At 69.1% G+C, this 25,620-nt stretch carries 21 protein-coding genes; 9 read left to right on the top strand and 12 right to left on the bottom strand.

Annotated features, from left to right (window positions below):
* Positions 1-5: 5 nt before the first annotated feature.
* Positions 6-998: a LacI family DNA-binding transcriptional regulator gene (locus ROJ8625_RS11015; RefSeq protein ID WP_234984244.1), complete on the bottom strand. Its 993-nt coding sequence runs from the start codon at positions 996-998 to the stop codon at positions 6-8.
* A 148-nt stretch (positions 999-1,146) separates the two neighbouring features.
* Between ROJ8625_RS11015 and ROJ8625_RS11010 the strand changes: the two genes are divergently transcribed.
* The 4 genes from ROJ8625_RS11010 (at position 1,147) to ROJ8625_RS10995 (ending at position 4,647) form a co-directional block, all read left to right on the top strand.
* Positions 1,147-1,647 (top strand): gluconokinase, encoded by a 501-nt coding sequence (locus tag ROJ8625_RS11010; protein ID WP_234984243.1) that lies wholly within the window; start codon positions 1,147-1,149, stop codon positions 1,645-1,647.
* Positions 1,648-1,676: 29 nt separating this feature from the next.
* Positions 1,677-2,684, top strand: coding sequence for a TRAP transporter substrate-binding protein (locus ROJ8625_RS11005; RefSeq protein ID WP_085791954.1), 1,008 nt, complete (start codon positions 1,677-1,679; stop codon positions 2,682-2,684).
* A gap of 69 nt (positions 2,685-2,753) precedes the next feature.
* On the top strand, positions 2,754-3,326 hold the full coding sequence (locus tag ROJ8625_RS11000) for a TRAP transporter small permease subunit (protein WP_085791953.1): 573 nt from the start codon (positions 2,754-2,756) through the stop codon (positions 3,324-3,326).
* 1 nt (position 3,327) lies between these two features.
* On the top strand, positions 3,328-4,647 hold the full coding sequence (locus ROJ8625_RS10995) for a TRAP transporter large permease (protein WP_085791952.1): 1,320 nt from the start codon (positions 3,328-3,330) through the stop codon (positions 4,645-4,647).
* Between the two features lie 39 nt (positions 4,648-4,686).
* On the opposite strand, the gene ROJ8625_RS10990 is transcribed toward ROJ8625_RS10995, so the two are convergent.
* Genes ROJ8625_RS10990 through ROJ8625_RS10980 form a run of 3 tightly spaced genes read right to left on the bottom strand, consistent with a single transcriptional unit; the run spans position 4,687 to position 7,304 of the window.
* Positions 4,687-5,454: an ABC transporter permease gene (locus tag ROJ8625_RS10990; RefSeq protein WP_200813309.1), complete on the bottom strand. Its 768-nt coding sequence runs from the start codon at positions 5,452-5,454 to the stop codon at positions 4,687-4,689.
* Positions 5,451-6,242 (bottom strand): ABC transporter ATP-binding protein, encoded by a 792-nt coding sequence (locus tag ROJ8625_RS10985; protein WP_085791951.1) that lies wholly within the window; start codon positions 6,240-6,242, stop codon positions 5,451-5,453. The genes ROJ8625_RS10990 and ROJ8625_RS10985 overlap by 4 nt, the downstream gene beginning before the upstream one ends.
* Positions 6,243-6,299: 57 nt before the next feature.
* The gene (locus tag ROJ8625_RS10980; RefSeq protein WP_143535101.1) at positions 6,300-7,304 is read right to left on the bottom strand and encodes an ABC transporter substrate-binding protein; all 1,005 of its coding nucleotides are present in this window, start codon (positions 7,302-7,304) and stop codon (positions 6,300-6,302) included.
* 292 nt (positions 7,305-7,596) lie between these two features.
* On the opposite strand from ROJ8625_RS10980, the gene ROJ8625_RS10975 reads away from it, so the two are divergent.
* Both ROJ8625_RS10975 and arsB read left to right on the top strand, forming a co-directional pair.
* The gene (locus ROJ8625_RS10975) at positions 7,597-8,442 is read left to right on the top strand and encodes an arsenate reductase/protein-tyrosine-phosphatase family protein (RefSeq protein WP_085791949.1); all 846 of its coding nucleotides are present in this window, start codon (positions 7,597-7,599) and stop codon (positions 8,440-8,442) included.
* A gap of 124 nt (positions 8,443-8,566) precedes the next feature.
* Positions 8,567-9,580, top strand: coding sequence for an ACR3 family arsenite efflux transporter (gene arsB / locus ROJ8625_RS10970; protein WP_085792415.1), 1,014 nt, complete (start codon positions 8,567-8,569; stop codon positions 9,578-9,580).
* 11 nt (positions 9,581-9,591) lie between these two features.
* On the opposite strand, the gene ROJ8625_RS10965 is transcribed toward arsB, so the two are convergent.
* From ROJ8625_RS10965 to ROJ8625_RS10940, 6 genes are all read right to left on the bottom strand, one after another.
* Positions 9,592-10,128 (bottom strand): peroxiredoxin, encoded by a 537-nt coding sequence (locus ROJ8625_RS10965; RefSeq protein ID WP_085791948.1) that lies wholly within the window; start codon positions 10,126-10,128, stop codon positions 9,592-9,594.
* A 119-nt stretch (positions 10,129-10,247) separates the two neighbouring features.
* Positions 10,248-10,946, bottom strand: coding sequence for an endonuclease/exonuclease/phosphatase family protein (locus ROJ8625_RS10960; protein ID WP_200813308.1), 699 nt, complete (start codon positions 10,944-10,946; stop codon positions 10,248-10,250).
* Positions 10,946-12,355, bottom strand: a complete 1,410-nt coding sequence (gene cls, locus ROJ8625_RS10955) for a cardiolipin synthase (protein WP_085791947.1) — start codon at positions 12,353-12,355, stop codon at positions 10,946-10,948. The genes ROJ8625_RS10960 and cls overlap by 1 nt, the downstream gene beginning before the upstream one ends.
* A 231-nt stretch (positions 12,356-12,586) precedes the next feature.
* Positions 12,587-13,351, bottom strand: coding sequence for a hypothetical protein (locus ROJ8625_RS10950; RefSeq protein ID WP_085791946.1), 765 nt, complete (start codon positions 13,349-13,351; stop codon positions 12,587-12,589).
* On the bottom strand, positions 13,335-13,871 hold the full coding sequence (locus ROJ8625_RS10945) for a sigma-70 family RNA polymerase sigma factor (RefSeq protein ID WP_085791945.1): 537 nt from the start codon (positions 13,869-13,871) through the stop codon (positions 13,335-13,337). The genes ROJ8625_RS10950 and ROJ8625_RS10945 overlap by 17 nt, the downstream gene beginning before the upstream one ends.
* A 21-nt stretch (positions 13,872-13,892) precedes the next feature.
* A complete protein-coding gene (locus ROJ8625_RS10940) occupies positions 13,893-15,062 on the bottom strand; it encodes a 2OG-Fe(II) oxygenase (protein WP_085791944.1) in 1,170 nt (389 codons plus the stop codon).
* Positions 15,063-15,436: 374 nt separating this feature from the next.
* Here ROJ8625_RS10940 and ROJ8625_RS10935 point away from each other — a divergent pair, with 374 nt between their 5' ends.
* Entirely contained in the window at positions 15,437-19,516 is a 4,080-nt protein-coding gene (locus ROJ8625_RS10935) for a Calx-beta domain-containing protein (protein ID WP_159456753.1), read from the top strand.
* Positions 19,517-19,726: 210 nt separating this feature from the next.
* Here the strand turns inward: ROJ8625_RS10935 and ROJ8625_RS10930 are convergent, their stop codons facing one another.
* Complete coding sequence (locus tag ROJ8625_RS10930; RefSeq protein WP_085791942.1) at positions 19,727-20,605, bottom strand: LysR family transcriptional regulator; 879 nt, start codon at positions 20,603-20,605, stop codon at positions 19,727-19,729.
* Between the two features lie 99 nt (positions 20,606-20,704).
* On the opposite strand from ROJ8625_RS10930, the gene ROJ8625_RS10925 reads away from it, so the two are divergent.
* Positions 20,705-22,264 carry a proton-conducting transporter transmembrane domain-containing protein gene (locus tag ROJ8625_RS10925; protein WP_085791941.1) on the top strand — a complete coding sequence of 520 codons (1,560 nt, stop codon included), beginning with the start codon at positions 20,705-20,707 and terminating at the stop codon, positions 22,262-22,264.
* Positions 22,261-24,630 carry a YbcC family protein gene (locus tag ROJ8625_RS10920; RefSeq protein ID WP_085791940.1) on the top strand — a complete coding sequence of 790 codons (2,370 nt, stop codon included), beginning with the start codon at positions 22,261-22,263 and terminating at the stop codon, positions 24,628-24,630. The genes ROJ8625_RS10925 and ROJ8625_RS10920 overlap by 4 nt, the downstream gene beginning before the upstream one ends.
* 143 nt (positions 24,631-24,773) lie before the next feature.
* On the opposite strand, the gene ROJ8625_RS10915 is transcribed toward ROJ8625_RS10920, so the two are convergent.
* Complete coding sequence (locus ROJ8625_RS10915) at positions 24,774-25,601, bottom strand: NAD(P)H-binding protein (RefSeq protein ID WP_085791939.1); 828 nt, start codon at positions 25,599-25,601, stop codon at positions 24,774-24,776.
* Between the last annotated feature and the right edge of the window lie 19 nt (positions 25,602-25,620).

Here is a 25,620-nt window from a genome sequence, read left to right as displayed (position 1 = left end):
TCGGCCTAGCCGCGATCGGTGCTCGATCGCGGCTCGAGCCGCCACGACAGATCGACGACCGCCTCGGACGGATCGTCGGCGCCCTCGATCCGGGCGAGGAGCCTCTGCAAGGCGATCTCGCCCATCTCGCGGCGGAAGGTGCGGACGCTGGTGATCGCCGGATGCGCCGCCGACATGACCTCGAGATCGTTGAAGCCGCAGATGCCGATGTCCGGGCCGATGCGGAGGCCCGCGCGCTGCGCGGCAAACTGCGCGCCGAGTGCGAGGTCGTCGTTGTTGCAAAACACCGCGTCGATTTCGGGCGCATCGGCGCGCAGCCGGTCGAACAGCGCACCGCCGAGCCGCACGCTCGACGGCTCGTTGGTCGTCAACTCGCGGATCCGCGCGCGGGGATCGGCGGCCCGGATCGCGTCGCAGAAGCCCGCGCGGCGCCGCTCGGAGCGCGGGTCCATCCGGGCCCCGATGAACGCCGGGACGCGGTATCCCCGGTCGAGCAGATGCTCCGTCGCGGCGCGCGCGGCGTCCCGGTGAGAGAACCCCACGAGCATGTCGATCGGATCGCGCGCGAGCTCCATGATCTGGACGACGGGGCATTCGGCCTGTTGCAGCAGGCGCCGCGAGGCCGGCGACTGGTCAACGCCGGCGACGATCAGCCCCGCCGGCCGCTGGCTCAGGAAGATGCGGACGAGATCCTCCTCGACCTGCGTGTCGTAGCGCGTGTTGCCGAGCTGGACGTTGTAGGCGGTGCCGCCGACCGTGTCGTAGAGCCCGGCCAGCACATCGGCGAACACGTTGTTGGTGACCGACGGGATCAGAACGCCGATCACGTTGCTGCGGCGCGAGGCGAGCGCGCGGGCGGCCGGGTCGGGCAGGTAGCCCAGCTCCTCGACCGCGACCGCGATTCGCTGGCGCAGGCCCTCCGACACCATCTCGGGGCGGCGCAGCGCGCGGCTCACCGTGATGGTCGACGCGCCGACCTCGCGGGCGACGTCTGCCAAGGTTGCGCGCCTGGCTGTGTTTTTTTCGCTGCGGCCGGCCTGTTCGGTCATGGTCAAGACAATCATTGACGAATGACAGCGCTGTCAATATTCCTTGCGTCGATGACAGCGCTGTCATGCCGAGGCATGGCAGGAGGGAGGAAAGATCGTGCGGCACGTCCTGGTCATGGGCATTTGCGGTACCGGCAAGTCGACGCTTGCCGCGCACCTGGCCGAGCGCATGGCGTGCCCGCTGGTCGAGGCGGACGAGTATCACTCGCCCGAGGCGGTCGCGCGCATGTCGCGCGGCGCGGCCCTGACCGATGCGCACCGCTGGTCATGGCTGGATCGCGTCGCCGACGCGGCCGCGTCGGCCGGGGACCGGTCGGTGATCGCCTGTTCGGCGCTGAAGGACGCCTACCGGCAGCGGCTGGCCGAGCGCCTGGGGCCGCTCGATGTCATCTTCCTGCACGGCGACCGCGATCTGATCGCCACGCGCATGGCCGGCCGCGAGGGCCACTACATGCCGACGAGCCTGATCGACAGCCAGCTTGCGGACCTCGAGCCGCCGGAAGGCGACGACGTTCTCGCGCTCGACATCTCCGACCCGTTCGGCCCGCTGGCCGACGCGGCCCACGATTTCGCCAACCGCTCGCGCCAGCAGGCGTGAGCCCACTTCGTTCAAACGGGAGGACCACAATGAAAACCCTGACACTCGCCGCGCTGTTCGCGATGGGCACATCGAGCCTCGCGCTCGCGCAGGATATGACGCTGCGCTTCCAGTCGTCGGACCCCGCGGGCAATCCGAACTTCCAGCTGCAGCAGCAATGGGCCGAGAGCGTGTCGGAAAAGACCGACGGCGCCATCGAGATCGAGCTTCTGCCGGTCGAGTCGATCGTTGCGCACAACGAGACGCAGGACGCGATCGCGGCCGGCATCCTCGACGGCCACGTCACCGACACCTCGTACTTCGCGGGCAAGGATCCGGCCTTCGGCCTGATCGCCAACCCGGTGGGCGCCTATGGCGACCCGCAGGAAATGCTCGATTTCATGGAAGAGGGCGGCGGCAAGGAGCTGATGAACGAGCTGGTCAATCCCTACGGCCTGCAGTTCATCGGTGCGACGACGCCGGGTCTCGAAGCCTTCGTGTCGAAGGTCCCGCTCGAGGGTGTGGACGATCTTCAGGGGCTGAAGATGCGCGCGCCCGAGGGCCTCGTGCAGCAGGTCTTTGCCGCGGCCGGCGCCGCCCCGGTGAACCTGCCGGGCTCGGAGGTCTTCACCTCGCTCGACAAGGGCGTGATCGACGCGGCCGACTACACCGTCTTCTCGACCAACCAGGCGCAGGGCATGCACGACGTGGCGCCGCACCCGGTCTACCCGGGCTTCCACTCCATGCCGCTCGTCGAGATCTCGATGAACAAGGAGACGTGGGACAGCCTGACCGAGGAGCAGCAGTCCACGCTCGAGGAGTCGGTGCGCGAGTTCGCGCAGATGCAGATCGAGACGCTGCGCGAAGCCGATCAGGAGGCCGTGGCCGAGGCCAAGGAATCCGGTGACGTGACCGTTCATGACTGGTCCGACGAGGAGCGCGCCAAGTTCCGCCAGATCGCGCAGGGCGAATGGGAAAAGGTCGCCGAGCGGTCCGAGAACGCGCAGAAGGTCTATGACACGCTGACCACGTATCTGACCGAAGAAGGCCTGATGTAAGAGCGACAGCCGCAGAGGGGCCGGTCCCGCCGGGGCCGGCCCCTTCGCGTGCGCGAGGGAGGAGAGCCGATGAGCGGCGGCGAGGACGACAGGCGGCAGGATACCGATGCGGAGCCGCCGCGCGACGAAGGCGGGCCGATCCCGGAAGCGGGGTGGCTCGGGCGCGCGATCTCGGCGGGCGGGATCGTCTTCGCCCTCGGGATCGTGCTGGCGATGCTGATCCTCATCCAGGAGGTCGTGCTGCGCTACTTCTTCAACAGCCCGACGACCTGGGCGCACGAGACGACGATCTTCCTGTCCGGTCTCGCGTTCGTCTACGGCGGGCTCTACTGCGTCGCCCGCGACAGCCACATCCGCGTGGTCCTGATCTACGACGCAATCCCGCCCCGCGCGCGGCGCGGTCTCGACATCGCGATTTCGGCCGTCTGCGCCCTGTCGTCGGCGATGTTTGCCTACGCCGCATGGATCATGGTCGGGCGGGCGGCCTTCACGCCCACGGGCGAGTTCCGGCTGGAGCGGTCGGGCAGCGCATGGGATCCGGTCTATCCCGGTCTCACGAAGGTCTTCCTGCTCGCGGTGCTGACGGTGATGGCGGTGCAGTTCCTGATCCTTACGGTCAATTACGCGCGGGGGAAGCGCTGAGATGGAGTTCTTCGGTTCGCTTCAGGGGCTCGGCGTCGAGACCGCGACCTACCTCATGTTCGGGATGCTGCTGCTGTTGCTGGTCACCGGCATCCCGCTTGCTTTCTTGACGCTTCTGGTCGCGCTCGTCTTCGCGCTCGGCTGGTTCGGTCCGATGGCGGTGCCGCTCATCACCAGCCGGGTCTATTCGTTCGTCACGAGCTTCGTCTTCGTATCCGTGCCGATGTTCGTGCTGATGGCGGCGATCCTCGACCGATCCGGGATCGCGCGGGACCTCTTCGACGCGATGAAGCTCGTCGGCGGACGCCTGCGCGGCGGCGTCGCGATCCAGACGATCATCGTCGCCGTAATCCTTGCCGCGATGTCGGGCATCATCGGGGGCGAGATCGTGCTGCTGGGGCTGATCGCGCTGCCGCAGATGCTGCGCCTCGGCTACGACCGGCAACTGGCCATCGGCGTGGTCTGCGCCGGTGGCGCGCTCGGCACGATGGTGCCGCCGTCGATCGTTCTCATCATCTACGGCCTGACCGCCAACGTCTCGATCGGGGACCTGTTCACCGCGTCGTTCCTGCCGGGGCTGATGCTGGCGAGCTTCTACGTGATCTACGTGCTGACGCGCGCCTACCTGAACCCGGCGATGGCGCCCGCACTGCCGCCCGACGACGACACGCCGCTGTCGGAGAAGCTCAAGCTGTTGCGCGGGCTGATCCTGCCCATCCTCGTGGTGATCGGCGTGCTGGGCTCGATCTACGGCGGAATCGCCAGCGTGACCGAGGCCTCGGCCGTGGGCGTGCTGGGCGTCATCATCTCGACCATGCTGCGCGGGGAGTTCACGCTGCGCCTGATGACGGGGGCGGCGCTTCAGACGCTGCGCACGGTCGGCATGATCGTGTGGATCGGGATCGGTGCCTCGGCGCTCGTCGGCGTGTTCAACCTGATGGGCGGGCTCGAGTTCATCCAGTCGCTGGTCGCCAACATCTCGGAGAACCGGCTCTACGTCCTGCTCTTCATGATGGGCATCCTGTTCGTTCTGGGCATGTTCCTCGACTGGGTCGGGATCGCACTTCTGGCGATGCCGGTCTTCGTGCCGATCATCACAGATCTGGGGTACGATCCGGTGTGGTTCGGGGTGCTGTTCTGCATGAACATGCAGGTCAGCTTCCTCTCGCCGCCCTTCGGCCCGGCCGCGTTCTACCTGAAATCGGTGGCGCCGGCGGACATCAGCCTCGGCGAGATCTTCAAGTCCCTCCTGCCGTTCATCTGCCTGCAGGTGTTGGCGCTCGCCCTGCTGATCGCGTTTCCGGGCATTACCGGCCGTTAGGCGAGACTGCAGGCCGCCCCCGACGGGGCGGCCCGCGCGTCAGGTCGACTGCTGCTCGGCCCAGCCGGCGAAGGTGCGTTCGAGGAAGATCACCGCGTAGTAGAGCGCGATGCCGAGCACGGCGAGCGCGATCAGCACCGCGAACATCAGCGGGTAGTTCGAGTTCGTCTGCGCCGACAGGAACAGCGCGCCGAGCCCGCGCCCGTGCGGCGACACGATCTCCACCAGGTTGGTGCCGATGAAGGCGAGCGTCACGGCGACCTTCAGCGCGCCGAAGAACTCGGGCAGGGTCTTGGGCAGCGCGATCTTGCGAAAGATCGTCACCCGGCTCGCGCCGAGCGAGCGCAGGATGTCGCGGTATTCGGGCTCCAGCGTGGACAGCCCGATGCCAACCGACACCGCGATCGGGAAGAACGAGATCAGGAACGCCATCATCACGGTGTTGAAGTTGTGCTGACCGATGAACAGCAGCGCCAGCACCGGCACCAGCGTCGCCTTCGGGATCGCGTTGAAGCCGACAAGCAGCGGATAGAGCGCATCGCGCATGATCCGCGAAAAGCCCATGACCATGCCGATCAGAACCCCGACCACGACGGCGAGCGCGAGGCCGGCGATCGTGCGCCACAGCGTCTGCCACGAGCCGATCAGGAACAGCTCCCAGAAATTGGCGTAGGCCGTCGGCAGATCGGACGGCGAGGCCATGACGTAGTCGGGCCAGCCATTCAACTGGACGAGCGCCTCCCATAGCACGAGGAAGACGACGATCGCGATCACCGGGACGGCGACCTTCTGCAGGGATCCGTTCACGTGGCCTCCGCGGTTTCGCGGCCCTGCGCGATCTTGATCTGGTCGCGCAGCGTGTGGAGCATATCGCCCGCCTCCTTGGTATAGAGCGCGTCGATCGTGCGGTCGGCGGGCAGCGTGACATCGAGCACGTATTGCGTGCGCGCCGGGCGGCCGGACAGGACGATCACCTGGTCGCCGAGGAACACGCTCTCGCGCAGGTCGTGGGTGATGAGCACGGCGGTGAACGGCTCCTTCGCGCGCAGATCGCGCATGGTCTGCCACAGATCCTCGCGCGTGAAGTTGTCGAGCGCGCCGAACGGCTCGTCCATGATCAGCACGTCGGGCTTGTGCACGATGGCCCGGCAGAGCGAGGCGCGCTGGCGCATCCCGCCCGACAGTTCGGACGGGCGCTTGCCCTCGAAGCCCGACAACCCGACCATGTCGAGTAGCGCCTCGGCCCGCGCCACACGGTCGCGCCGCGGCATCCGGGGCGCGACAATCTCGAGCGGCAGAATCACGTTGTCGAGGATCGTGCGCCACTCGAGCAGGACCGGGTTCTGGAACGCCATGCCAACGGTACTGCGCGGGCTGGTGACGCGTTCGCCGTGCAGCCAGACTTCGCCGGCGTCCGGCTTCATCAGCCCGGCCACGAGGCGCGTCAGCGTGGACTTGCCGCAGCCCGACGGACCGACGACAGCGCAGAACTCGCCTTCCGGCACCGCGATGTCGAGCCCGTCGAGGACGGGCAGGGGCCCCGATTGCGTGGGGTAGGCGTGGCGCACGCCCTTGATTTCGATGAGATGGGTCATTGTCCTGCGCGCGTCGGGGGCCGGGCCGTGGCGGTTGCCGCGGCCCGGCGGGTCGCGTCACTCCAGCATCAGAACGTCGCCCTCGGGCAGGTAGCTCGCGTCGAAGAGCGCGGCGGGATCGGGTTCGTTCTGGAACTCGTAGACCGTGCGCGTCTGCTCGATCGCGGCCGCGAAGCGTTCGCTGTCGATGTTGCCCATGCCGTTCTCGGCCACGTAGTCGGTCAGCACGTTGGCATCGATGGCGAGCTGCAGGCGGCGGGTCTCCAGATCCGCGTCGGCGGCCGGGTTGCGCTCCAGCAGGGATGCGATCGCGGCGTCGGGATCGTCGATCGCGGCCTGCCAGCCCTCGGCGATGGCGGTCAGGAAGCCCGTGACCGCCTCGGGGTTCTCCTCGGCGAAGTCGGTGTTCACGATGATGGCGTTGCCGTAGAGGTCGACACCGTGATCGGCCATCAGGATGACGGAGATGTCGTCCTCCGGCACGCCCAGACGGATCAGATTGAGGGTCGAGGAGAACGAGAACCCGGTCACCGCGTCGACCTCGCCGCCGGCCAGCATCGGTTCACGCGTCGGGAAGCCCACCGGCTCGACCGTGATCGCGTCCATGTCGAGGTCGTTCTCTGCCGCGAAGATCGGAAACTGTGCCCAGGCGCCGTCCGGGGGCGGCGCGCCGAGGGTGCGGCCCTCGAGATCGGCGGGTTCGGACACCCCCTGGCTGATCCGTCCGACGACCGCGAAGGGCGGCTTGTCGTAGACCATCATCACCGGCATCACCGGCGCGTCGGGGTTCTGGTCCTTGAAGCGGATCACGGAGTTGATGTCGGCGAACCCGACCGGGAATGCGCCGGTCGCCACCTTCGGGATCGCGTCGAGCGAACCGGCGCCCTCGGTGATCGTCACCGAAAGATCCTGCGCCTCGAACAGGCCGGAATCGATGGCGTAGGTGTAGGGCGCTGCGGGGCCCTCGAACTTCCAGTCGAGCGCGAAGGGCATCTCGGTCTGCGCCGATACGGCGGTCGCTCCGAAGAGGAGGCTCGCGCCCAGAATTGCGTGTCGGATCATTGTCCATCTCCCTGTCATGCACCGATCTTGTCGGATGCCCGTTTTGCAAATGCCAGCTTGCGCGGGTGCGAGGTGCCGCGCGGTCGGCAACTTTGCTTCGGGCGCCCATTTTATGTGCAGGCAGGTCGGAGCGTAGGCAGTTCATTCGCTTGGCACAACCGCGGCGGCTGCCTCTTCGGCGGGCAGGGCGTCAGGATCGGGCCGGTGACGATCATCGGGGCGCAAGACCAGCCGCGCCTGCGCATTGGTCGAAATTGCTTGCGTACAGTCTTTTTTCGTATATTTACGAATTATGGAATCTGCGCTCGTCACCCAGCTCACGACACTCGGCCATCCGCAGCGGCTCGCCATCTTCCGGCTGCTGATGCGGCGGTATCCCGACCGGCTGCCGGCCGGCGAGATCGCGGCGGTGCTCGGCATCAAGCCGTCGACCCTGTCGGCCTACCTTTCCGCGCTTCACCAGGCGCGTCTGGTGGTTCAGAGACGCGAGGGCACGTCGCTGCGCTACGCGGTCGATCTGACGGCCGCCGGCGCGATGATGGAGCAGCTCTTCCTCGACTGCTGCCGTGGGCGGCCGGACCTGTGCCTGCCGCCGATCTCTTCCCTGCTCGACGGAGCTGAAGCCATGACCGACAGGAAGTTCAACGTTCTTTTCATCTGCACCGGCAACTCCGCGCGATCGATCTTTGCGGAGTCGATCCTGCGGCACGAGGCCGGTGACCGGTTCGAGGTCTTTTCGGCCGGCACGCGCCCCTATTCGGAGCTCAATCCCTTCGCGGTGGATGTCCTGCGCGACAAGGGGCACGACGTTTCGGCGCTGCGGGCCAAGCATGTCAGCGAATTTCAGTCGGAGGACGCGCCGAGGCTCGATTTCGTCTTCACGGTCTGCGACCAGGCGGCCAACGAGGACTGCCCGGCCTGGACCGGCCAGCCTGTCAGCGCGCATTGGGGCATGACCGATCCGGTGAAGGCCGAGGGCACCGAGGCGGAGAAAAGCCTGGCCTTCCAGCGCGCTTACGGCGAGTTGCGCAACCGTATCCGCGCCTTTACCGCGCTGCCGATCGAGACGCTCGACCGGATCTCGCTGCAGAAGGCGGTGGACCGCATCGCCGACATGGAGGCGAACGCGACGGCCTGACCGGCGCGACCGCCCCGACCGAAGACAGACATGACCGGCCCGGACCGCCCCCGAAGGGTGATCCGGGCCGCGCCGCGCGAAGGAGACCGCAGTGACCGATACGACCGACGCCGCGCCGTCCGCGATGGGCGGCTTCGAACGCTGGCTGAGCCTGTGGGTCGCGCTGGCGATGGTGGCGGGCATCGCGATCGGACAGGTTGCGCCCGGGCTCGTCGAAGCCGTCGCGGCGGCCGAGATCGCCCGGATCAACCTCGTCGTCGCCGTGCTGATCTGGGCGATGGTCTACCCGATGATGGTCGGCGTCGATTTCGGCGCGGTGTCGGGCGTCGCGCGGCAGCCGCGCGGGCTTCTCGTCACGCTCGCGGTCAACTGGCTGATCAAGCCGTTCACGATGGCGGGGCTGGCCGTGCTGTTCTTCGAGGTCATCTTCGCCCCGCTGATCGCGCCGGAGGACGCGGCGCAATACGTGGCCGGGCTCATCCTGCTCGGCGCCGCCCCGTGCACCGCGATGGTCTTTGTCTGGTCGCAGCTCACGCGCGGCGACGAGACCTACACGCTCGTGCAGGTCTCGGTGAACGACCTCATCATGGTGGTGGCCTTCGCGCCGATCGTGGCGCTGCTGCTCGGGGTGACGGAAATCTCGGTTCCCTGGCAGACCTTGGTGCTGGCAACCGTGCTCTACGTTCTGCTGCCGCTCCTCGCGGGGCTGGCGACGCGGCGGGCCCTCGGGTCGGACGCGCGCATCGCAGGTTTCACCGCGCGGGTGAAGCCGGCCTCGATCATCGGGCTGATCGCGACCGTCGCGATCCTCTTCGGGCTGCAGGGGAGCGTGATCCTCGAGCGTCCGCTGACCATCGTGCTGATCGCCGTGCCGATCCTGATCCAGAGCTACGGCATCTTCGCGCTGGCCTACGGCGCCGCGTGGTGGCTGCGCGTGCCGCACAGGATCGCGGCGCCCTGCGCGATGATCGGGACGTCGAACTTCTTCGAGCTTGCGGTGGCCGTCGCGATCAGCCTCTTCGGCCTTAATTCCGGCGCCGCGCTGGCCACGGTGGTCGGCGTGCTGGTGGAGGTACCGGTCATGCTGTCGCTCGTCGCCTTCGCCAACCGGACGCGCGGCCGCTTCGCCACGGCCTGACAGGTACGGGCTCAGCCGTCGTTGCCGTCTTTGAGGTAGGCGAGCATCGTTTCCGCGCCCGAAACCTCGAGCGGCACGCCCGGAGGATCGTCGCGGAAGCCCGGCTCGATGAACATCTTCCGGATCGCGCGATCCTCGACCAGCATGGAATAGCGCCAGCTGCGCAGGCCCATGCCGGTGCCGCGCCGTTCGACCAGCATGCCCATCTTGCGGGTGAACTCGCCGTTTCCGTCGGGCAGCATCGTCAGCTTCTCGATGTCGCGCGACTTGGCCCACTGGAACATCACGAACGCGTCGTTCACGGCCAGACAGGCCACGAGGTCCACGCCCAGATCGCGAAGGGCGTCGTGGTGCGTCTCGTAGCCCGGCAGGTGGCTGTCGGAACAGGCCGGGGTGAAGGCACCCGGCACCGCGAAGAGCACGACACGCCGGCCGGCGAAGACGTCGTCGCTGGTGATCGCCTTCCATTCGAACGGATTGTCGCCGCCGAGGGCCGGGTTGCGAACGCGCGTGTGGAACGTGGCGTCGGGAACGGTCTGCGGGGTCATGGCGGTCCTTTCCGGAAGACGGCGTGCGCGCGTGTCGATCACGCGGCAGAAAACACCGAAGGCGCTGCGTGGTCCAGCCATGCACCACCGGCGGCGCGATCCGGATCAGTCGCGTCGCGCTAGTCCGGCGCGTCGGCTGCGGGGCGCAGAGTCGCCTCGGTCCAGACCGGCAGGTGATCGGACGCGCGCAGCGCCGCGCCGTGGCGGATGACGCCACGATCGCCCGCCCGGACCTGTCGGCCGAAGGCGAACCGGTCGAGCCGGCCGACGGGCCGGGCGCTGTGGTAGCTCGGGCCGGGCGTCACGAGGTGCAGATCGTCGATCCACGGCTCGAAGCCCGCGCGCCGCGACCATTCGTTGAAGTCGCCGCCGATCACGCTCGTGGCGATCCGGGCGCCGAGGTGATCGACGATCGCCTGCATCTGAAGTTGCCGCCAGCGCCGCAGCAGGCCGAGATGCGTGCCGACGACGGACAGCCCGGCGACGGTGACCATGACCGCGCCGCGCGGCTCGAGACCCGGCAGGTCGAGGTGCGCGACGCCCTCGACCGAGATGCCGCGGCGCACCAGCACGGCATTGCCGTGCCAGCCGAGGCTCACATCGTTGCGCGCGAGATCCGCGACCGCGTAGTCGCTCTCGCGTTCGATCAGGGAGCGGGGCAGGGCGGCACGCCGCGCGCCGAGGCGACGGTCCGCTTCCTGCAACAGCACGATGTCGGCCCCGATCCCGTTGATGACAGACAGGATCCGCTCGGGGCTGCGCCGCCGGTCGAGCCCGATGGACTTTCGGATGTTGTAGCTCGCGATCCGCAGCGGCATCAGAGCACCGGCGCCAGCAGTCGCGCCAGTTTGGCGCCGACCCGGATCCAGATCGGTTTGTCCGCCAGCGGCGTGTCGTGCGGTCGGCTGTGCGCCAGGTCGTCCTCCAGCATGCGCGCCACGTCTCCGGCGACGCCCTCGTCGGCGAACGCGGCCATCGTCTCGAAGTTCAGGCGGAAGGATCGGTTGTCGCAATTGGCGGTGCCCACCAGCGCGAGGTCGTCGTCGCACAGCAGCACCTTCTGATGCATGAAGCCGTCGGCGAAATGGTAGATCCGAACGCCGTCGGCGCGGATGTCGTCGAGGAAAGCCTGTGCGGCGAGCCACGGCAGGTAGTGGTCGATGCCACCGGTCAGTATCACGCGCACGTCCACGCCGTTCAGCGCGGCGTTGCTCAGCGCCGAGAGGATCGCGCCGTCGGGCACGAAATAGGGCGAGGCGATCCACAGCCGCCGCCGCGCGGCGGTGATGGTGGCGAAGAACACCTGCGCGCCCGTCTCCGTCGGATCGGCGGGCCCGGTCGGCAGCAGAACGGCGGATACGTCGGCCGGGTGGGTGCCCGGGTCCCAGTTCAGGTCGTCCGTCAGGAGCTCGCCCGTGCCCCAGTGCCAGTCCTCGGTGAAGATCAGCTGCAGCTGCGCGACGATCGGGCCCTGCAGCGCGACATGGGTGTCGCGCCAGCGGCCGTAGGTCGGATTGTGGCCGAGGTAGGTGTCGGAGACGTTGTGCCCGCCGACAAAGCCGATGATGCCGTCGACGATGACCGTCTTGCGATGATTGCGGAAGTTGATGTTGAGCCGCGAGGTCGGCCCGCGCGCCGCGCGCGGATCGATGACATGGATGCCGGCCTCGGACAGCCGCGTGCGGTAGCGGCGCGAGAGCCCGTAGCTGCCGACGCCATCGAAGAGCAGCCGGACCGTGACGCCGCGCCCGGCCGCGGCGATCAGTCGGTCGGCCAGGACCCGCCCGGTATCGTCGTCCACGATCGTGTAGAACTGGACGCAGACGGAGTGCCGGGCGGCGTCGATGGCGGCGAAGATCGCATCGAAGGTTTCCGCGCCGTCGATCAGGAGCTGCGCGGCGTTGCCGCCGGTCGCCGGCAGGTTCACGATGCGCTCGAACACGGCGAGCCGGGCCTGCGCGGCCTCGGCCGGCGGCGTGAGCCGTGCGACATCGTTCTGGTTGGCGGTCAGCGCGCGGCTGCGCTGCCGTGTCCGCGTGTAGCTGCGCAGCCGGTGCCCCCCGAAGACGGCGAAGGCCGGAACGGCAAACCACGGCGCGCCGAGCAGAAAGATCACCCACGCGACCGAGCCCTGCGGGGTTCGCGCGGTGGCGAGCGCCCGCCACACGCAAACGGCCACGATGCCGAGCGCGAAACCGCCCGAGATCAGGGTCCAGAATACGCTCATGCCGCCTGCATCGCCGGGCTCTCCCTGTCGTGCTCCTGTCCGGAATGTCTCAAAACATCGTCACGCTGCAAGGGCCGGGCCGTCACGGGCCAGGTCCGGCATTGGTCGTCGGACGGGCGGTGCGGTCGCGGTGAACGCTATCTCGAGGGAGCGCACGCGCGTAGGGTGAGGTGGTCAGGATCGATGTTGCGGGCTCGCGTATCGCGCACACCGAGGGGCCGGAGGCGCCCCTCAGTTCATCTCCGACAGCAGTTGCGCGCCCGAGGCGAGTTGCTCGGGATGTCCGGATTCGTCCAGCATGACGAAGGCCGAGCGCCCCCGCTCGAACAGCGCCACCGTGCGCCCGTCGTATTCGAAGGCGGTCGGCGCCGCGGGGACGGTGGTCATGCTCCGCGACACGGCGAGAAGGAAGATCGGCCCGAAATCCGGCGTGTCCACGGCGATGGCCACGCCCGGCCGGTCCGGGGTCGCGACAACCTGAACGTCCCGGACGGTCCAGTCGGCGGGAAGCGACGGGATCTCCACGCCGAGCGCTGCAAGGATCTCCTGCGGATCGAGCGACGCGCTCTCTGGTTGGGACGCCATCCAGTGACGCAATTCCAGCGCGGCATGGGCGTCGAGCGCTGCCTCGACGAGCGGCGGTGCCGCGCTGCGGCTGCCCTTCTGAAAGACGCCGTGGCCGGTCCAGCCGGCGGCGAACAGCACCAGGGCCGCGGCGATGGGCGCCGAACGCCGCAATCTTCCGCGCCACCGCAGCCGATCCTGCAGGCGGCGTGCCTGCGCCAGGAGGCTCGGCGGCGCGGGCGTTTCCGGCGCCGCCAGCGCGAGACGCAGGCCCGCGATATCCCGTGCGTCCGAAAGCAGCGCCGCCGCGCGGTCGGGCCGGTCCGCGAGGTAGCCGGCGAGGTCGTAGCTCCGCTCGGGCGCGAGCCGACTCTCGATGAAAGCCAGCGTGTCGGCCTGCAGCGTGTCCTCGTCGTCAGGTCGTTCCGTCATCTCGTCTCCCAACGATCTTCAGGGTAGCGCCGGCGCGCAGGGCCGTGCCGTCCTCGAACGCGCGCAGGTCCGCGCGGGCGCGGGCCACGCGGGACATCACGGTGCCCGCCGGCACGCCGAGAATGGCCGCGGCCTCGGCGACGCTGAGGCCCTCGACCGCGACGAGGTGCAGCGCCTCGCGCCGGTCGGCGGACAACGCCAGGAACGCCGTGCGGATCTGTGCGAGCCGCGCGGCCGGTTCGCCGCCGGCGGGCGCAAAGAGCGGCCGTGTCTCGGCCCAGGCTTGGGCACGGGCCTCGGAAGCGCGCTCGCTCCGGCGCGTGTCGATGAACAGCCGGTGCAGGATCGACATCAGCCAGACTCGCGGATCGCCGTCCTCGCGGAAGGTGCAGCGCCGCTCCTCGGCCCGGAGAAACGTGGCTTGGACGAGGTCGTCCGCCGCTTCGGGGTCCCGCGTCAGCACGCGCGCGTAGCGCCTAAGCGCCTCGAGCTGCCCGACAATGTCCGGAGCCCCGCTCATGCCCGCGCGACGGTTGTCATGTCACGCCGACGGCTCGGTCTCGACCTTCGGCGTCGCGGTATAGGCCGATCCCGTCTCGCCCAGATACCGCGCGTTCTCCTCGCGGATGCGCGCCGCGGCATCATCGTAGAGAAACGGCAGGAACGCGTAGCGCCGGCCTCGCGTGACCTTGCTCACCCGGTGGAGCAGAGAGCACGAGAACACGACCGCGCCGCCCGGCGGTGCCTTGAAGCTGCGCTTGCCGTATTCGGGAAAGTTCACCTCGCCGCCGTCGAAGTCGTCGTTGAGGTTCACCGACACGGCGAAGCGGCGATGCGCGGTGCCGCGGGTCGTGTTGTCCCGGTGCGCGGAGAAGTGTCCGCCGTCCTCGGCGGCGTAGCAGGACACGATGTAGCGCTCCATGCGGGTCGCATTGAATTGGTGAACCTTCGCGATCTCGGGGATCACGCGGCGCTTGAAGCGCTCCTGCAGGGCGCCGATCAGCGCGCGGTCCTCGATCTCGAAATCCTTGCGGCGCTTGAAGCCCGGATCGGACACGCCGACCGTCTTGCCGCCGATCTCGCGCATGAAGCCGCTTTCGACGCCGCCCTGCGCCTCGTAGAGCCCGATGAGGTGCCGGCAGAGGTCGGGCTCGAACACGCGCGGCAGATACAGGATCGGCGGCATGCTCTCGATGCCCGAGAACCGGTCGGGAGGCGGCAGGCGCTGCAGCCCCGCCAGAACCTGTTCAATGTCGCTGCGGTCGTCGCGAAAGGGAATGACGGCCATCACCCGCATCGTCGGGTCGATGACCACCCACTGGCGGACCATGTCGGGCGGGCGGATCGTCGCGTCGGCGTCGCGCGCCACGACGCCGTAGAGGCGCGAGGCCGCGAGGTCGAAATCCCAGAAATGCCGGTAGCCGGGCAGTCGGTTCTGCACCCGCTGCTGTGCCTCGTCCTCGGGGTCCGTGCTGACGCCGAAGAAGCTCGCGCGCTCGTCATCGAAGAGGTCGGGCCGGCCGTGGACGGCGGCCAGCGCAGCCTCTGAATGCGGGTCCTGCGCGCTGCCGTAGAAGCACAGCACGAGGTAGCGCCCGGCGGCGCTGTCGAACGCGTAGCGCGGATTGGTCACGCTGCGCTGGACGAACGAGGGCGCTGCATCGCCCGGCGTGATCAGTCTCGACGTGTCGGTCGCAGTAGGGGACGCCATGTCACCAGCCCTCCGTTTACCGCGTATACGGAGCGGCCCCGCAGTCTCATCCCGGTCGTTGCGAGATTTCTCAAGATACTCTGTTCCGGGCATCCCGAACAATATGGATGGCGCCGGCCGCCATTCCAAAACGCGTGAATTGGCGCGGTCAATCACACGCCCTGCGTGTGGTGCAAAGCTGCGAATTTCGGATCGCAATTGAAACCAAACGCTTTTCGGGTCGCGGCATCGAATGGCCGGGGCGGATCCCGCGCCGGTCGGAGAGAAAGTCGCGAAAAGCCCGTCACCGGCGAAGCTTCGATGATTGTTGACGCAACGTAAGCAATGTGCCTCTGATTTCTGCATTGTTCGATTGATTGCGAGGGAGGCCGCCTGTGCCCGACATTTCCATAGCGCCGTCACCGGCGGATGAATCCATTGGCAGCGGCTTCGGCGGCACCCTCGAATGGGTCGTCGAGCTATCGGAAACCGCACTCGATACGGTTCTCGTGCCCTATCGGCTGTTCTCGGGCACGGGACTGGTCGGTATCGATATTCGAGGCGAAGAAGGCGTTCTGGTCTTCGCCCCGGGCGATACCTCTCAGACCCTCGGGATCAGGGCCGACAGCGACAACGACGTCGAGACGGACGAGTCGGTGGTCGTCGAGTTCTTCGACCCTGTGGGCGCCGATCTGCCGGGCGGGGTGCGGTCGCTCCGGGTCACCAACTTCATCCTCGACGACGACGGCTCGGACGTCGATCGCGCGCTCTACGTCTCGTCCCCGACGATCGTGGAAGGCGACGGCGGAACGCGGGAAGCGCTGTTCGATGTCTCGATCTCGGAGGCCTACGGATCGCTGACGACGTTCTCCTACGCGACGGTGAACGGAACGGCGCGCGCTGGGTCGGATTACACGGCGTCGTCCGGCACTGTCACCTTCCTGCCGGGCCAGACCTCGACCGAGGTGCGCGTCGACGTGTCGGGCGACACGCAGCGCGAACCGAGCGAGACCTTTGCGCTGGTCGTCGATACCGACAGCAGCGTCGCGGATGGGGGCATCGGTGCGACCGGCGTCGGCACGATCCTCGACGACGATGCGCCCGGCGGGCGGCCGACGCTGTCGCTCACGGCGACCGGCGCGCCGGAATCGATCGGATCCGGCTTCGGCGGGACGGTCACGTTCGTTGTGCGGCTGTCGGAGCCGTCCTTCGACGCGGTGAGCGTCGGCTACCGCACGCTCGAGGGAACGGCCGAGCAGCACATCGACTACCCCTTCACCGACGGCACGCTGACGTTCGCCCCCGGAGAGACGTGGAAGACCGTGACGGTGCGGGTGGACAGCGACAATATCGACGAGGCGGACGAGTCCTTCTCGCTCGAGCTCTTCGACGCCGCCGGAGCGGACTTTGCGGGCGGGGCCAAGGTGCTGCGCGCCGGTGCCTTCATCCTCGACGACGATGGCGTCGGGCTCGACCGGGGGCTGCACGTGTCTTCGCCGGTCCTGCTGGAAGGCGATGGCGGCACGCAGCGCGCGATCTTCGAGGTGACGCTGTCGCGGCCGGCAACCACCGAGCTCAGCTTCGACTACGAGACCCAGGACGCCGGCGCCCGCGCGGGCAGCGATTTCACGGGCACAAGCGGCACCGTCACCTTCGCGCCGGGTCAGACCAGCGCCACGGTGGAGGTCTTGGTGTCGGGCGATACCGCGCGCGAGCCGACCGAGAGCTTCCAGTTGGTCGTCAACCCCAGCACGGCGATCGCCGATGGTGGTGCGGGCGCGGTCGGAGAGGCCACGATCCTAGACGATGACGGCGGCGCGCTGCCCGTCCTGTCGTCGGCGCCGGCGCTCGTGCGGGAGTCCGTCGGTTCGGGTTTCGGCGGCACGCTGGATTTCACGCTCACGTTGTCCGAGCCGTCGCTCGACGCCGTGACCGTGGGCTATCGCACGCTGCCAGCCACGGCGACGAGCCAGATCGACTATCCGCGCGAGATCGGAACGGTGACCTTCGCGCCGGGCGAGACGTCGAAGTCGCTCGAGATCCGCGTCGACAGCGACAACGATATCGAGGACGACGAGGCCTTCTTCGTCGAGTATTTCGACGTCACCGGCGCGACGTTCGCCGGCGGCGCCAAGGTGCTGCGCGAAACCGGCTTCATCCTCGAGGACGACGATCCCGGCCTGTCGCGCAGCCTGCAGGTCTCCGAGCCGGTCCTCGTCGAAGGGGACGGCGGATCGCGGACGGCGCGCTTCGAGCTGACATTGTCGCGGCCGGTCGCGAGCGAACAGACCTTCGACTGGGCGACGCATAACGGCAGCGCGACCGCAGGGTCCGACTACACCGGCGCGTCCGGCTCGGTGACCTTCGCGCCCGGCCAACTGCGGGCCTATGTCGATGTTTCGGTACGCGGGGACACGCGGGCAGAGGCATCCGAGTTCTTCCTGCTGTCGGTGACGCCGAACGGAACGCTCGGCGATGGCGGCGCAGGCGCGACCGGCCGGGCGCTCATCCTCGACGATGACGGCGCGGCGGGCCTGCCGACGCTGACGATCCAGTCGCGCGATGCGCAGGAGTCGGTCGGTTCGGGCTTCGGCGGCTGGGCCGATTTCGTGGTCACGTTGTCCGAGCCCTCTCTCGACACGGTTACGGTGCAGTATCGCAGCGCGGGGCGCACCGCGACCGAAGACACCGACTTTCCCGACACGTCCGGCACGCTGACCTTCGCCCCCGGCGAGACGTCCAAGACGATTTCGCCGCGCGTGCGGAGCGACAACGAAAACGAGGCCGACGAGTCGTTCGAGATCGAGCTGTTCTCGCCGAGCGGTGCGGTCCTGGCCGGCGGCGTCCCGGTGCTGGAGGAGGCGGCGTTCATCCTCGATGACGACGCGGTCGGACTCGACCGTGCGATCCATGTCTCGGACGTCGTGGTGACGGAGCCGCTCTCGGGCACCGCGACCGCGACCTTCGAGGTCCGGCTGTCGCGGCCCTTCGACACCAACACGACGATCGGTTACGCGACATCGAATATCAGCGCGTCGGCGGGAAGCGACTACACCGCCACGTCCGGCACGCTCACGTTCCGGCCCGGCCAGACGGAGGCGGCGGTCAACGTGACGATCCGATCCGACGGCAACGCGGGCGAGGGCACGGAGACGTTCGTGCTCGGGCTGTCGTCGCTGCCGCCGACCCTGACCGGCGGGACCGCAGGCGCAATCGGCGTCGGCACGATCCGCCAGCCGCAGATCCAGCTTCCGCCGACGGGCGACATCGAAATCCTCGGTGACGCGCGTGCCGGGCAGACGCTGTCGCTCGACCTGTCCGGTTTCGATGATCCGAACGGGCTCGGCCCTTTGTCGATCCAGTGGCGCCGCGACGGCAGCGATATCGGATCGGCGACGGGCGACACCTACACGCTCGTGCCGGCCGATATCGGCGCGGTGGTCTCGGTCCGGGTCAGCTACACCGACGGCCTCGGCGCCGCGGAATCCGTCATCGAGAGTGCCGGCCGCGTCCTGCCCGCGGCGGCGACGAACGGCGCGGACTCGATCGTCGGCGGGCCGCGGGACGACCTGATCGACGGACTGGGCGGCAACGACAGGATCGACGGGGCCGGCGGCGACGACACGCTGCTCGGAGGCAACGGCAACGATCTCTTGCGCGGCGGTGCCGGGAACGACGCCCTGTTCGGACAGAACGGCAACGACACGATGCTGGGTCAGGCCGGAAATGACACGATGGGCGGCTCGGACGGCAACGACAGCGTCGACGGCGGCGATGGCAACGACAGCCTCGGCGGCGGTGCGGGCAACGACACGCTGCTGGGCGGCAACGGCGACGACACGATCGGCGGCGGTCTCGATGACGACCGTATCGATGGCGGCATCGGCGACGACGTTCTCGCCGCCGGGCAGGGCAGCGACACGGTGACCGGCGGGGCCGGCGACGACACGATGGGCGGGTCTCTGGGCACCGACACCGTGATCGGCGGCGACGGCAACGACAGCCTGGGCGGCGGGGCCGGGCGCGACACGATCTCGGCCGGTGCGGGCAATGATCTCGTCGGCGGCGGCGAGGGCGACGACACCATCTCCGGCGGCACCGGCAACGACTTCCTCGCCGGTGGCGGCCGCGACGACTTCATCAGTGGTGGCGCGGGCAACGACACGATCAACAGCGGCCCCGGCAACGACACGATCGAGGGCAATACCGGCGCGGACGTCTTCGTCTGGCTGGAGGGCGAGCCGGGCGAGACGGACATCGTGCGCGGGTTCGAGGACGGGCTCGACTCCTTCCGCCTGTCCGACGTGCCGAACGCGCCCGGGTCGGGACTGCAGGGCCGGGTCGACTCCCTCGATATCGTGGACACGGTCGTCGAGGGCGGGTTCGGGGTCAGCATGTCCTACCAGGGGCAGACGATCCTCGTTTCCGGGGTCACCGCGGCGCAACTGGGCGTGGAGGATTTCCTGTTCCTCTGACGCGGGCGCGGCCCGGCACGCGAGGCGTTCCGAGGCGGGAGTCGGCGATCCCGGCGTCGCGTCTTCGGAGGTGGTCTTGTACCTCTCGGGTCGCTGGTCGGGCGGGGCATTGCCGCGAACCGCAGCGACCCGTGCGCGGGCCGGCGGACGTGCCGATGGGCCCGCGGGTCAGGCGCGAAGCACTGCCTTCGTGGTGCAGGCCGGGGCCGCTCACCCGTCCTGCGCGTCGATCGAAAGATCGAGAAGCTGTCCCAGCACGGGATGCGGAAAGGTCCGGGGGGCCGTGACGGCGTAGAAGCTCTCGACGATGTCGAGCGGGAACGGCGCGGTCGCCAGCAGCCCCTGCGCCAGTTCGTCCGCGAGGACCACGGCCGGCGTGATCGCAAGGCCCACGTCGTCCCGCGCCAGGAGGCGAACCATCGCCATGTCGTCGACCGTGGCCGCGATCCGCGGCGTGACGCCCAGCCGCGCCACGAGACTGTCGAAGCCCGTACGGATCGAACTCTCGGTCGGCAGGATCACCGGCTCTGCGGAAAGCAGATCCGCAAGGCTGTCATGCGCGAGCCGTCGGGCCGTGCCGTGCAGCCCGACCGGCTGTTCGGCGAGCCGGTGCGCCACGAGATCGGGAAAGGCGTCGCGCGGCGGCGGATCGGTGAGCAGCACCACGTCGAGGGCGAGGTCCTCGAGGGCGCGCAGAAGGGACTGGCTGTTTCCGGACGACAGGACAAGCTCGCCGCCGGAGCCGAGAGCGGGCCGCAGGAAACGCAGCTGGAAGTTGCGGGAAAGGGTCGAGAGCGCGCCCACCCGCAACGGCGCGCTCGCCGCGCCGCTCGCCGTCAGGGTGGCGACCAGATCGTCGCCCACGTCGAAGATCCGCTGCGCGTGATCGAGGGCGATCCGTCCCGCCTCGGTCAGCGTCATGGCCCGACCGGTGCGTTCGAACAGCGCGTGGCCGAGACGTTCTTCCAGCGTGCGGATCTGCGTCGACAGCGCCGATTGTGACAGGTTCAACCGCGCTGCCGCGCGCGTCAGATTTCCCTCGCGGGCGACCTCCTGGAAATACCTGAGGTGATGATAGTTGAGACGCATGTCGTTCTATTAAATGGAACGTTTGGTTCGAGACAATGTATTTTTCCTGATTTGAGCCTGTCGCTACATCGACCGGAGATCCAGAACCGGAGGTCTTCGATGAGTGTCCTGCTCCTGCTTGCCCCGATCGTGCTGGCCGCTTCGGCCCTCGCGATGGTCCTGTCGCCGCCCGCCCGCGCGTCCTGGCACCTGCGGCTGCCCGAGGCGGCGGCGCTCGTCGCGCTGGCGATCGGGGCGCTCGCCACGATCGACCTCGCGCTGTCCGGCCCTTCGACGAGCGCGCTTCTCGGTGTGTTCTCGGTCGGGCTGTCAGCGCGCATCGACATCGTGAGCGTCGCGATGACGCTGACGGTGGCCTTCGTCGGTTGGATCGTCCTGAGGTTCTCGCGCGTGGCGCTGGATGGCGAGGCGCAACAGCCGGCCTTCATGGCATGGATGGCCGCGACGATCGCGTGCGTGCTGCTGCTCGTCGGCGCGGGCAACGTGGTGCAACTCGCCTTTGGCTGGGTCGCGACCGGGTTCACACTGCATCGCCTGCTGCTGTTCTACCCCGAGCGGCCGCGCGCGCGCCGCGCCGCCCGCAAGAAGGCGTTGAGCGGGCTCGTCGCGAGCGCAGCGCTGCTGATCGCGACCGGCATCCTGATCACCGGGTTCGGCACCTCCGATATTGCGGCGATCAACGCGGCGGCCGAGCGAGGAGAGGGGCCCGGGCTGCTGTGGCTGGCGGCGCTCCTGCTCGCGCTGGCGGCGGTCTTCAAGTCGGCGCTCGTGCCGACTCACGGCTGGCTGACCGAGGTGATGGAGGCCCCGACGCCGGTGTCCGCGCTGCTGCATGCCGGCGTCGTGAACGCCGGCGGGTTCCTCCTGATACGCTTTGCCGACGTGCTTGTCGCGACGCCCGGCGTGCTGGCGCTTCTCGCTCTCGTCGGCGGGTTCAGCGCGCTCGTCGCGGCGGCAGTCGCGCTGACCCAGCCAGCGGTCAAAACGGCGCTGGCCTGGTCCACCTGCGCCCAGATGGGGTTCATGGTGCTGCAGTGCGGGCTCGCGCTCTTCCCGCTGGCGCTGCTGCACATCGTGGCGCATTCGCTTTACAAGGCGCACGCCTTCCTCGCCTCCGGCGGGGCCGTGGCGGACGTACTGTCGATCCGCCGGCCCGGCCCTGTCGCGGTGCCGAAGCTCGGCGCGGTGGCGCGGGCCTTTGGCCTCGCGCTCGGGCTCTACGTCGTCGTCGGGCTGGCTTTCGGGATCCTGACGAAGCCGCCGCAGACGGTCGCGCTGGGCGCGATCCTGATTTTCGGAATCGTCTACCTGATCGCGCAGGGGCTTGCGGATCTCGCGCCGCGCGCGCTCGCCTGGCGCACGGTGGCGATCTCCGTGGCCGCGACCGTCGCGTATTTCGCCCTCCAGCAGGCCGCGACCTGGGCGGCCGCCGGCACGCTGCCGGCGCCACCCCCACCCGACGGTCTGATCTGGGCGACGATCGTCCTCGCGCTCGCGAGCTTCGCCGTCGCCGCCGTGGCGCAAACGACGTTCCCGCTCTGGGCCGGGCACCCGGCCGCGGCGGGACTGCGCGTGCACCTGATGAACGGCCTCTACCTCAACGCGGTTTCGGACCGGTTCGCCGGTCGCTGGACCCCCAAGACCGGAGCGACCCAATGAACGCGCACATGACATGGCCCGGCCAGACACTCGAACTCTTCGCGGCCGCCGAAGACGCGATGCGGCAGATCCCGCCGGCCTTCCCGCTCGATGCGACCGTGGCGGTCAATCCCTGGCTCGGACAGTCGGACGAGGATCGCACGATCGCGGCCGCGCGCATGGCCCGCGTCGGCGCCGGCCGGCTGTTCCTGCCGCGCGAGGACATGGCCGAGATGATCGAGGCGGGCACGGTGACACCGGACGATGTGTCGGATGCGGCGGCGGCCCACGGGATCGACGAAGGTGAGCTGATCCGCGCCGCGCGGCACGCGGCCGGGCCGCAGCAACCGCTTCCGACCGTTGCCGACCTCGCGCAGCGGGAGGATGGCATCGACTGGCCGGCCTTCGTCGATGACCGCATCGGCCATTGGGCCGGCGCGCAATTCGACCGGGGACAGGCGTTCTGGCCGGCGCCCGACGCCGGCGCCTGGGCTTCGTGGCGGGCGTATGCCAGCCGTGACCTGACGCCGGGCATCGCCGGTCTCACCGGGTTCGCGGCGCGCATCGCGGCGATGCCGGTCGACGCGCGCACCGCCTTTGCGGAGGCGTGCAACGCGCTCGATCTGACGTCCGCGGCTGCGCCGCTCTATTTCCACCGCCTTCTCGTCACTCTCTCGGGGTGGGCGCAGTACGCGCGGCATCTCGGCTGGATCGCCGAGCGCGACGGTGGACGGGACACAACCCTCTTCGAGCTGTTGACCGTGCGCCTCGCGTGGGAGGCTGCGCTGCTCGGTTCGGGCTCCGCGGCGTGCAAGGCGGCGTGGGACGCGGCAAAGGCCGATTACGCGCGGCCGGTCGAGATCGATCCGGATCTGGCGCGCGATGCTGCCCTGCAAGAGGCCGTGGATCGGAGCGTGGAGCGGCGCCTTGCCGATACGCTGGCCGAGGAGAAGGTCGAGGCCGGGCCGGCGCAACGGCCGGCGATCCAGGCGGCGTTCTGCATCGACGTGCGATCCGAACGCCTGCGGCGCGCGCTCGAGGCCGCGGATGCCGGGATCGGGACGATCGGCTTCGCGGGCTTTTTCGGGCTCCCGGTCCGGCATCGGCAGCATGCGTCGGACATTGCAGAGGCACGCGCGCCGATCCTGCTGTCGCCCGCGCTCGACACGCAGGCGGGCACCGGCGACGCGGACGACATGCGCGAGCGGGTCCGGCTGCGGACCGTGCGCGCCTGGGGACGGTTCAAGCGTGCGGCGGTGTCGGCCTTCGCCTTCGTCGAGGCCGCGGGGCCGCTGTATGTCGGGAAGCTCCTGCGCGAAGGGCTCGGTGTGGTCGGAGCCTCGGCGCAGGACCCCGCGCCCGTGCTCGACCTGCCGCGCGCCGAGCGGATCGCGGCGGCCGAGCGCGTCTTGCGCGCGATGTCCCTGACCGACGGCTTTGCGCCGCTCGTCCTGATCTGCGGCCATGGCGCCACGGTCGCCAACGCGCCGCATGCAAGCGCGCTTCAGTGCGGCGCCTGCGGCGGCTTTGCCGGCGACGTCAACGCCCGCGTGCTGGCGGCGCTCCTGAACGATGCGGATGTCCGGGCGGGGCTCGGCCTTCGCGGAATCACGATCCCGGACGGCACGCGCTTTGTCGCGGGTCTGCATGACACCGTCTCCGATGATGTGACGCTGTTCGTTGACGCGGTTCCGTCGAGCCACCGAGCGGCGCTCGACCGGCTGGGGCAGGCGCTGGCATCGGCCGGACAGATGACACGGACCGAACGCGCGCAGGCACTGCCGCGCGGATCGGCCGGAACGCTGGCGCAGCGCGGGCGCGACTGGTCTGAACTGCGGCCCGAATGGGGGCTCGCGGGCTGTCACGGCTTTATCGCGGCGCCCCGTTCGCGGACGGCCGGCCGCGATCTGGGCGGTCGCGTGTTCCTGCATGACTACGATTGGCGGCAGGATACGCAGGCCGAGACGCTCGAGCTGATCCTGAGTGCCCCCGTGGTCGTCGCGAGCTGGATCGCGCTGCAGTACCACGGCTCGGCGGTCGCGCCGGACATGTTCGGCGCGGGCAACAAGCTCCTGCACAACGTCGTCGGCGGCATCGGCGTGCTCGAGGGCAATGGCGGGCCGCTCCGGGCGGGGCTGCCGCGTCAATCGGTGCACGATGGCGACACCCTCCGGCACGTTCCGGCGCGCCTGGTCGTTGCCGTGGAGGCGCCGGAGGACATGATCTGGCGCGTGCTGGAGCGTCAGCCGGCTGTCCGCGCCCTCTTTGACGGGGGGTGGCTGACGCTCGTGGCGATGGACGAGGCCGGCCGGGTCGGCCGCCGGTACCACCGGGGCACCTGGTCGGAGCAGAGTGCCGGCGCGGCGGTCACGTCCGCGGCCGCCTGAGAGGTTGCGGGGCGGGTCTGGACAGCTCGCCGTTGGCAGGCGTGCACAGATAGAAATCCGGCGGCGGGGCGAAAGACGCCGCGTCGCCGGGGGGTTGTGCCCGCTAGGGGGCATTCGCGGCGTCGCCGCGCGCAAGCAGAGCGTCAGGCGGCGTCTGTCCACGCACCGGAACGCGCTGCGGCGAGAGCGAAATCCGCGAAGTCCCGCGGCGGACGTCCGAGCGCCCGTTGCACGCCGTCGCTGGTGTGGGCGTTGCGGCCGTCCAGCGTCTCGCGTGCGATCGCGGTGAACACGTCCGCGACGAAGTCGCCGCCCGATCGGGCAATCGCCTCGTGGAAATCCTCGAAGCTGATCGGGACATGCCGGATCTCGCGTCCCATCGCCTGCGACAGGGCCGCGGCCATGTCCGCGAAGGTCATCGGCCGCGGGCCCGTCACCTCGTAGAGCTGTCCCCTGTGGTCCTCCTCGGTCAGTGCCGCGACGGCCACGTCCGCGATATCCTCGATGTCGATGATCGGCTCCGCGATATCGCCACCGGGCATCGGCAGGACGCCGGACAGCAGGGGATCGCGAAGATATCCTTCCGAGAAGTTCTGCGCGAACCAAGCGGACCGCACGAGGGTGAAATCGATACCGGAGGCGCGCACCACCTCTTCGCCCATGCGCGCGTGGTGTTCGCCGCGGCCGGACAGCAGGACGAGATGCTCGATCTCGACGTCCCTGGCCGTCTCGCAGAGCGACTCGAGCTTTTCGACCGCGCCGGGAAAGGCGAGATCCGGGAAATAGGTGACATAGGCGGCGCGGGCGCCGCGCAGGGCCGGGGCCCAGGTTTCGGGCGCGTCCCAGTCGAAGGGCGTGTCGGAGTGCCGCGCCCCACGGCGGACGGATACGCCGGCCGCCTGCAGACGGTCGGCGACGCGGCGCCCGGTCTTGCCGGTGGCGCCGATGACGAGGATCGGTCGGTCTTGCATGAGGTTTCTCCCTTGGCTT

Source organism: Roseivivax jejudonensis (genome assembly GCF_900172265.1).
In the GTDB taxonomy this organism is placed as follows: domain Bacteria; phylum Pseudomonadota; class Alphaproteobacteria; order Rhodobacterales; family Rhodobacteraceae; genus Roseivivax; species Roseivivax jejudonensis.
Note: the sequence above shows the minus strand (reverse complement) of the source record. Positions and strands in the feature narration are given on the sequence as shown.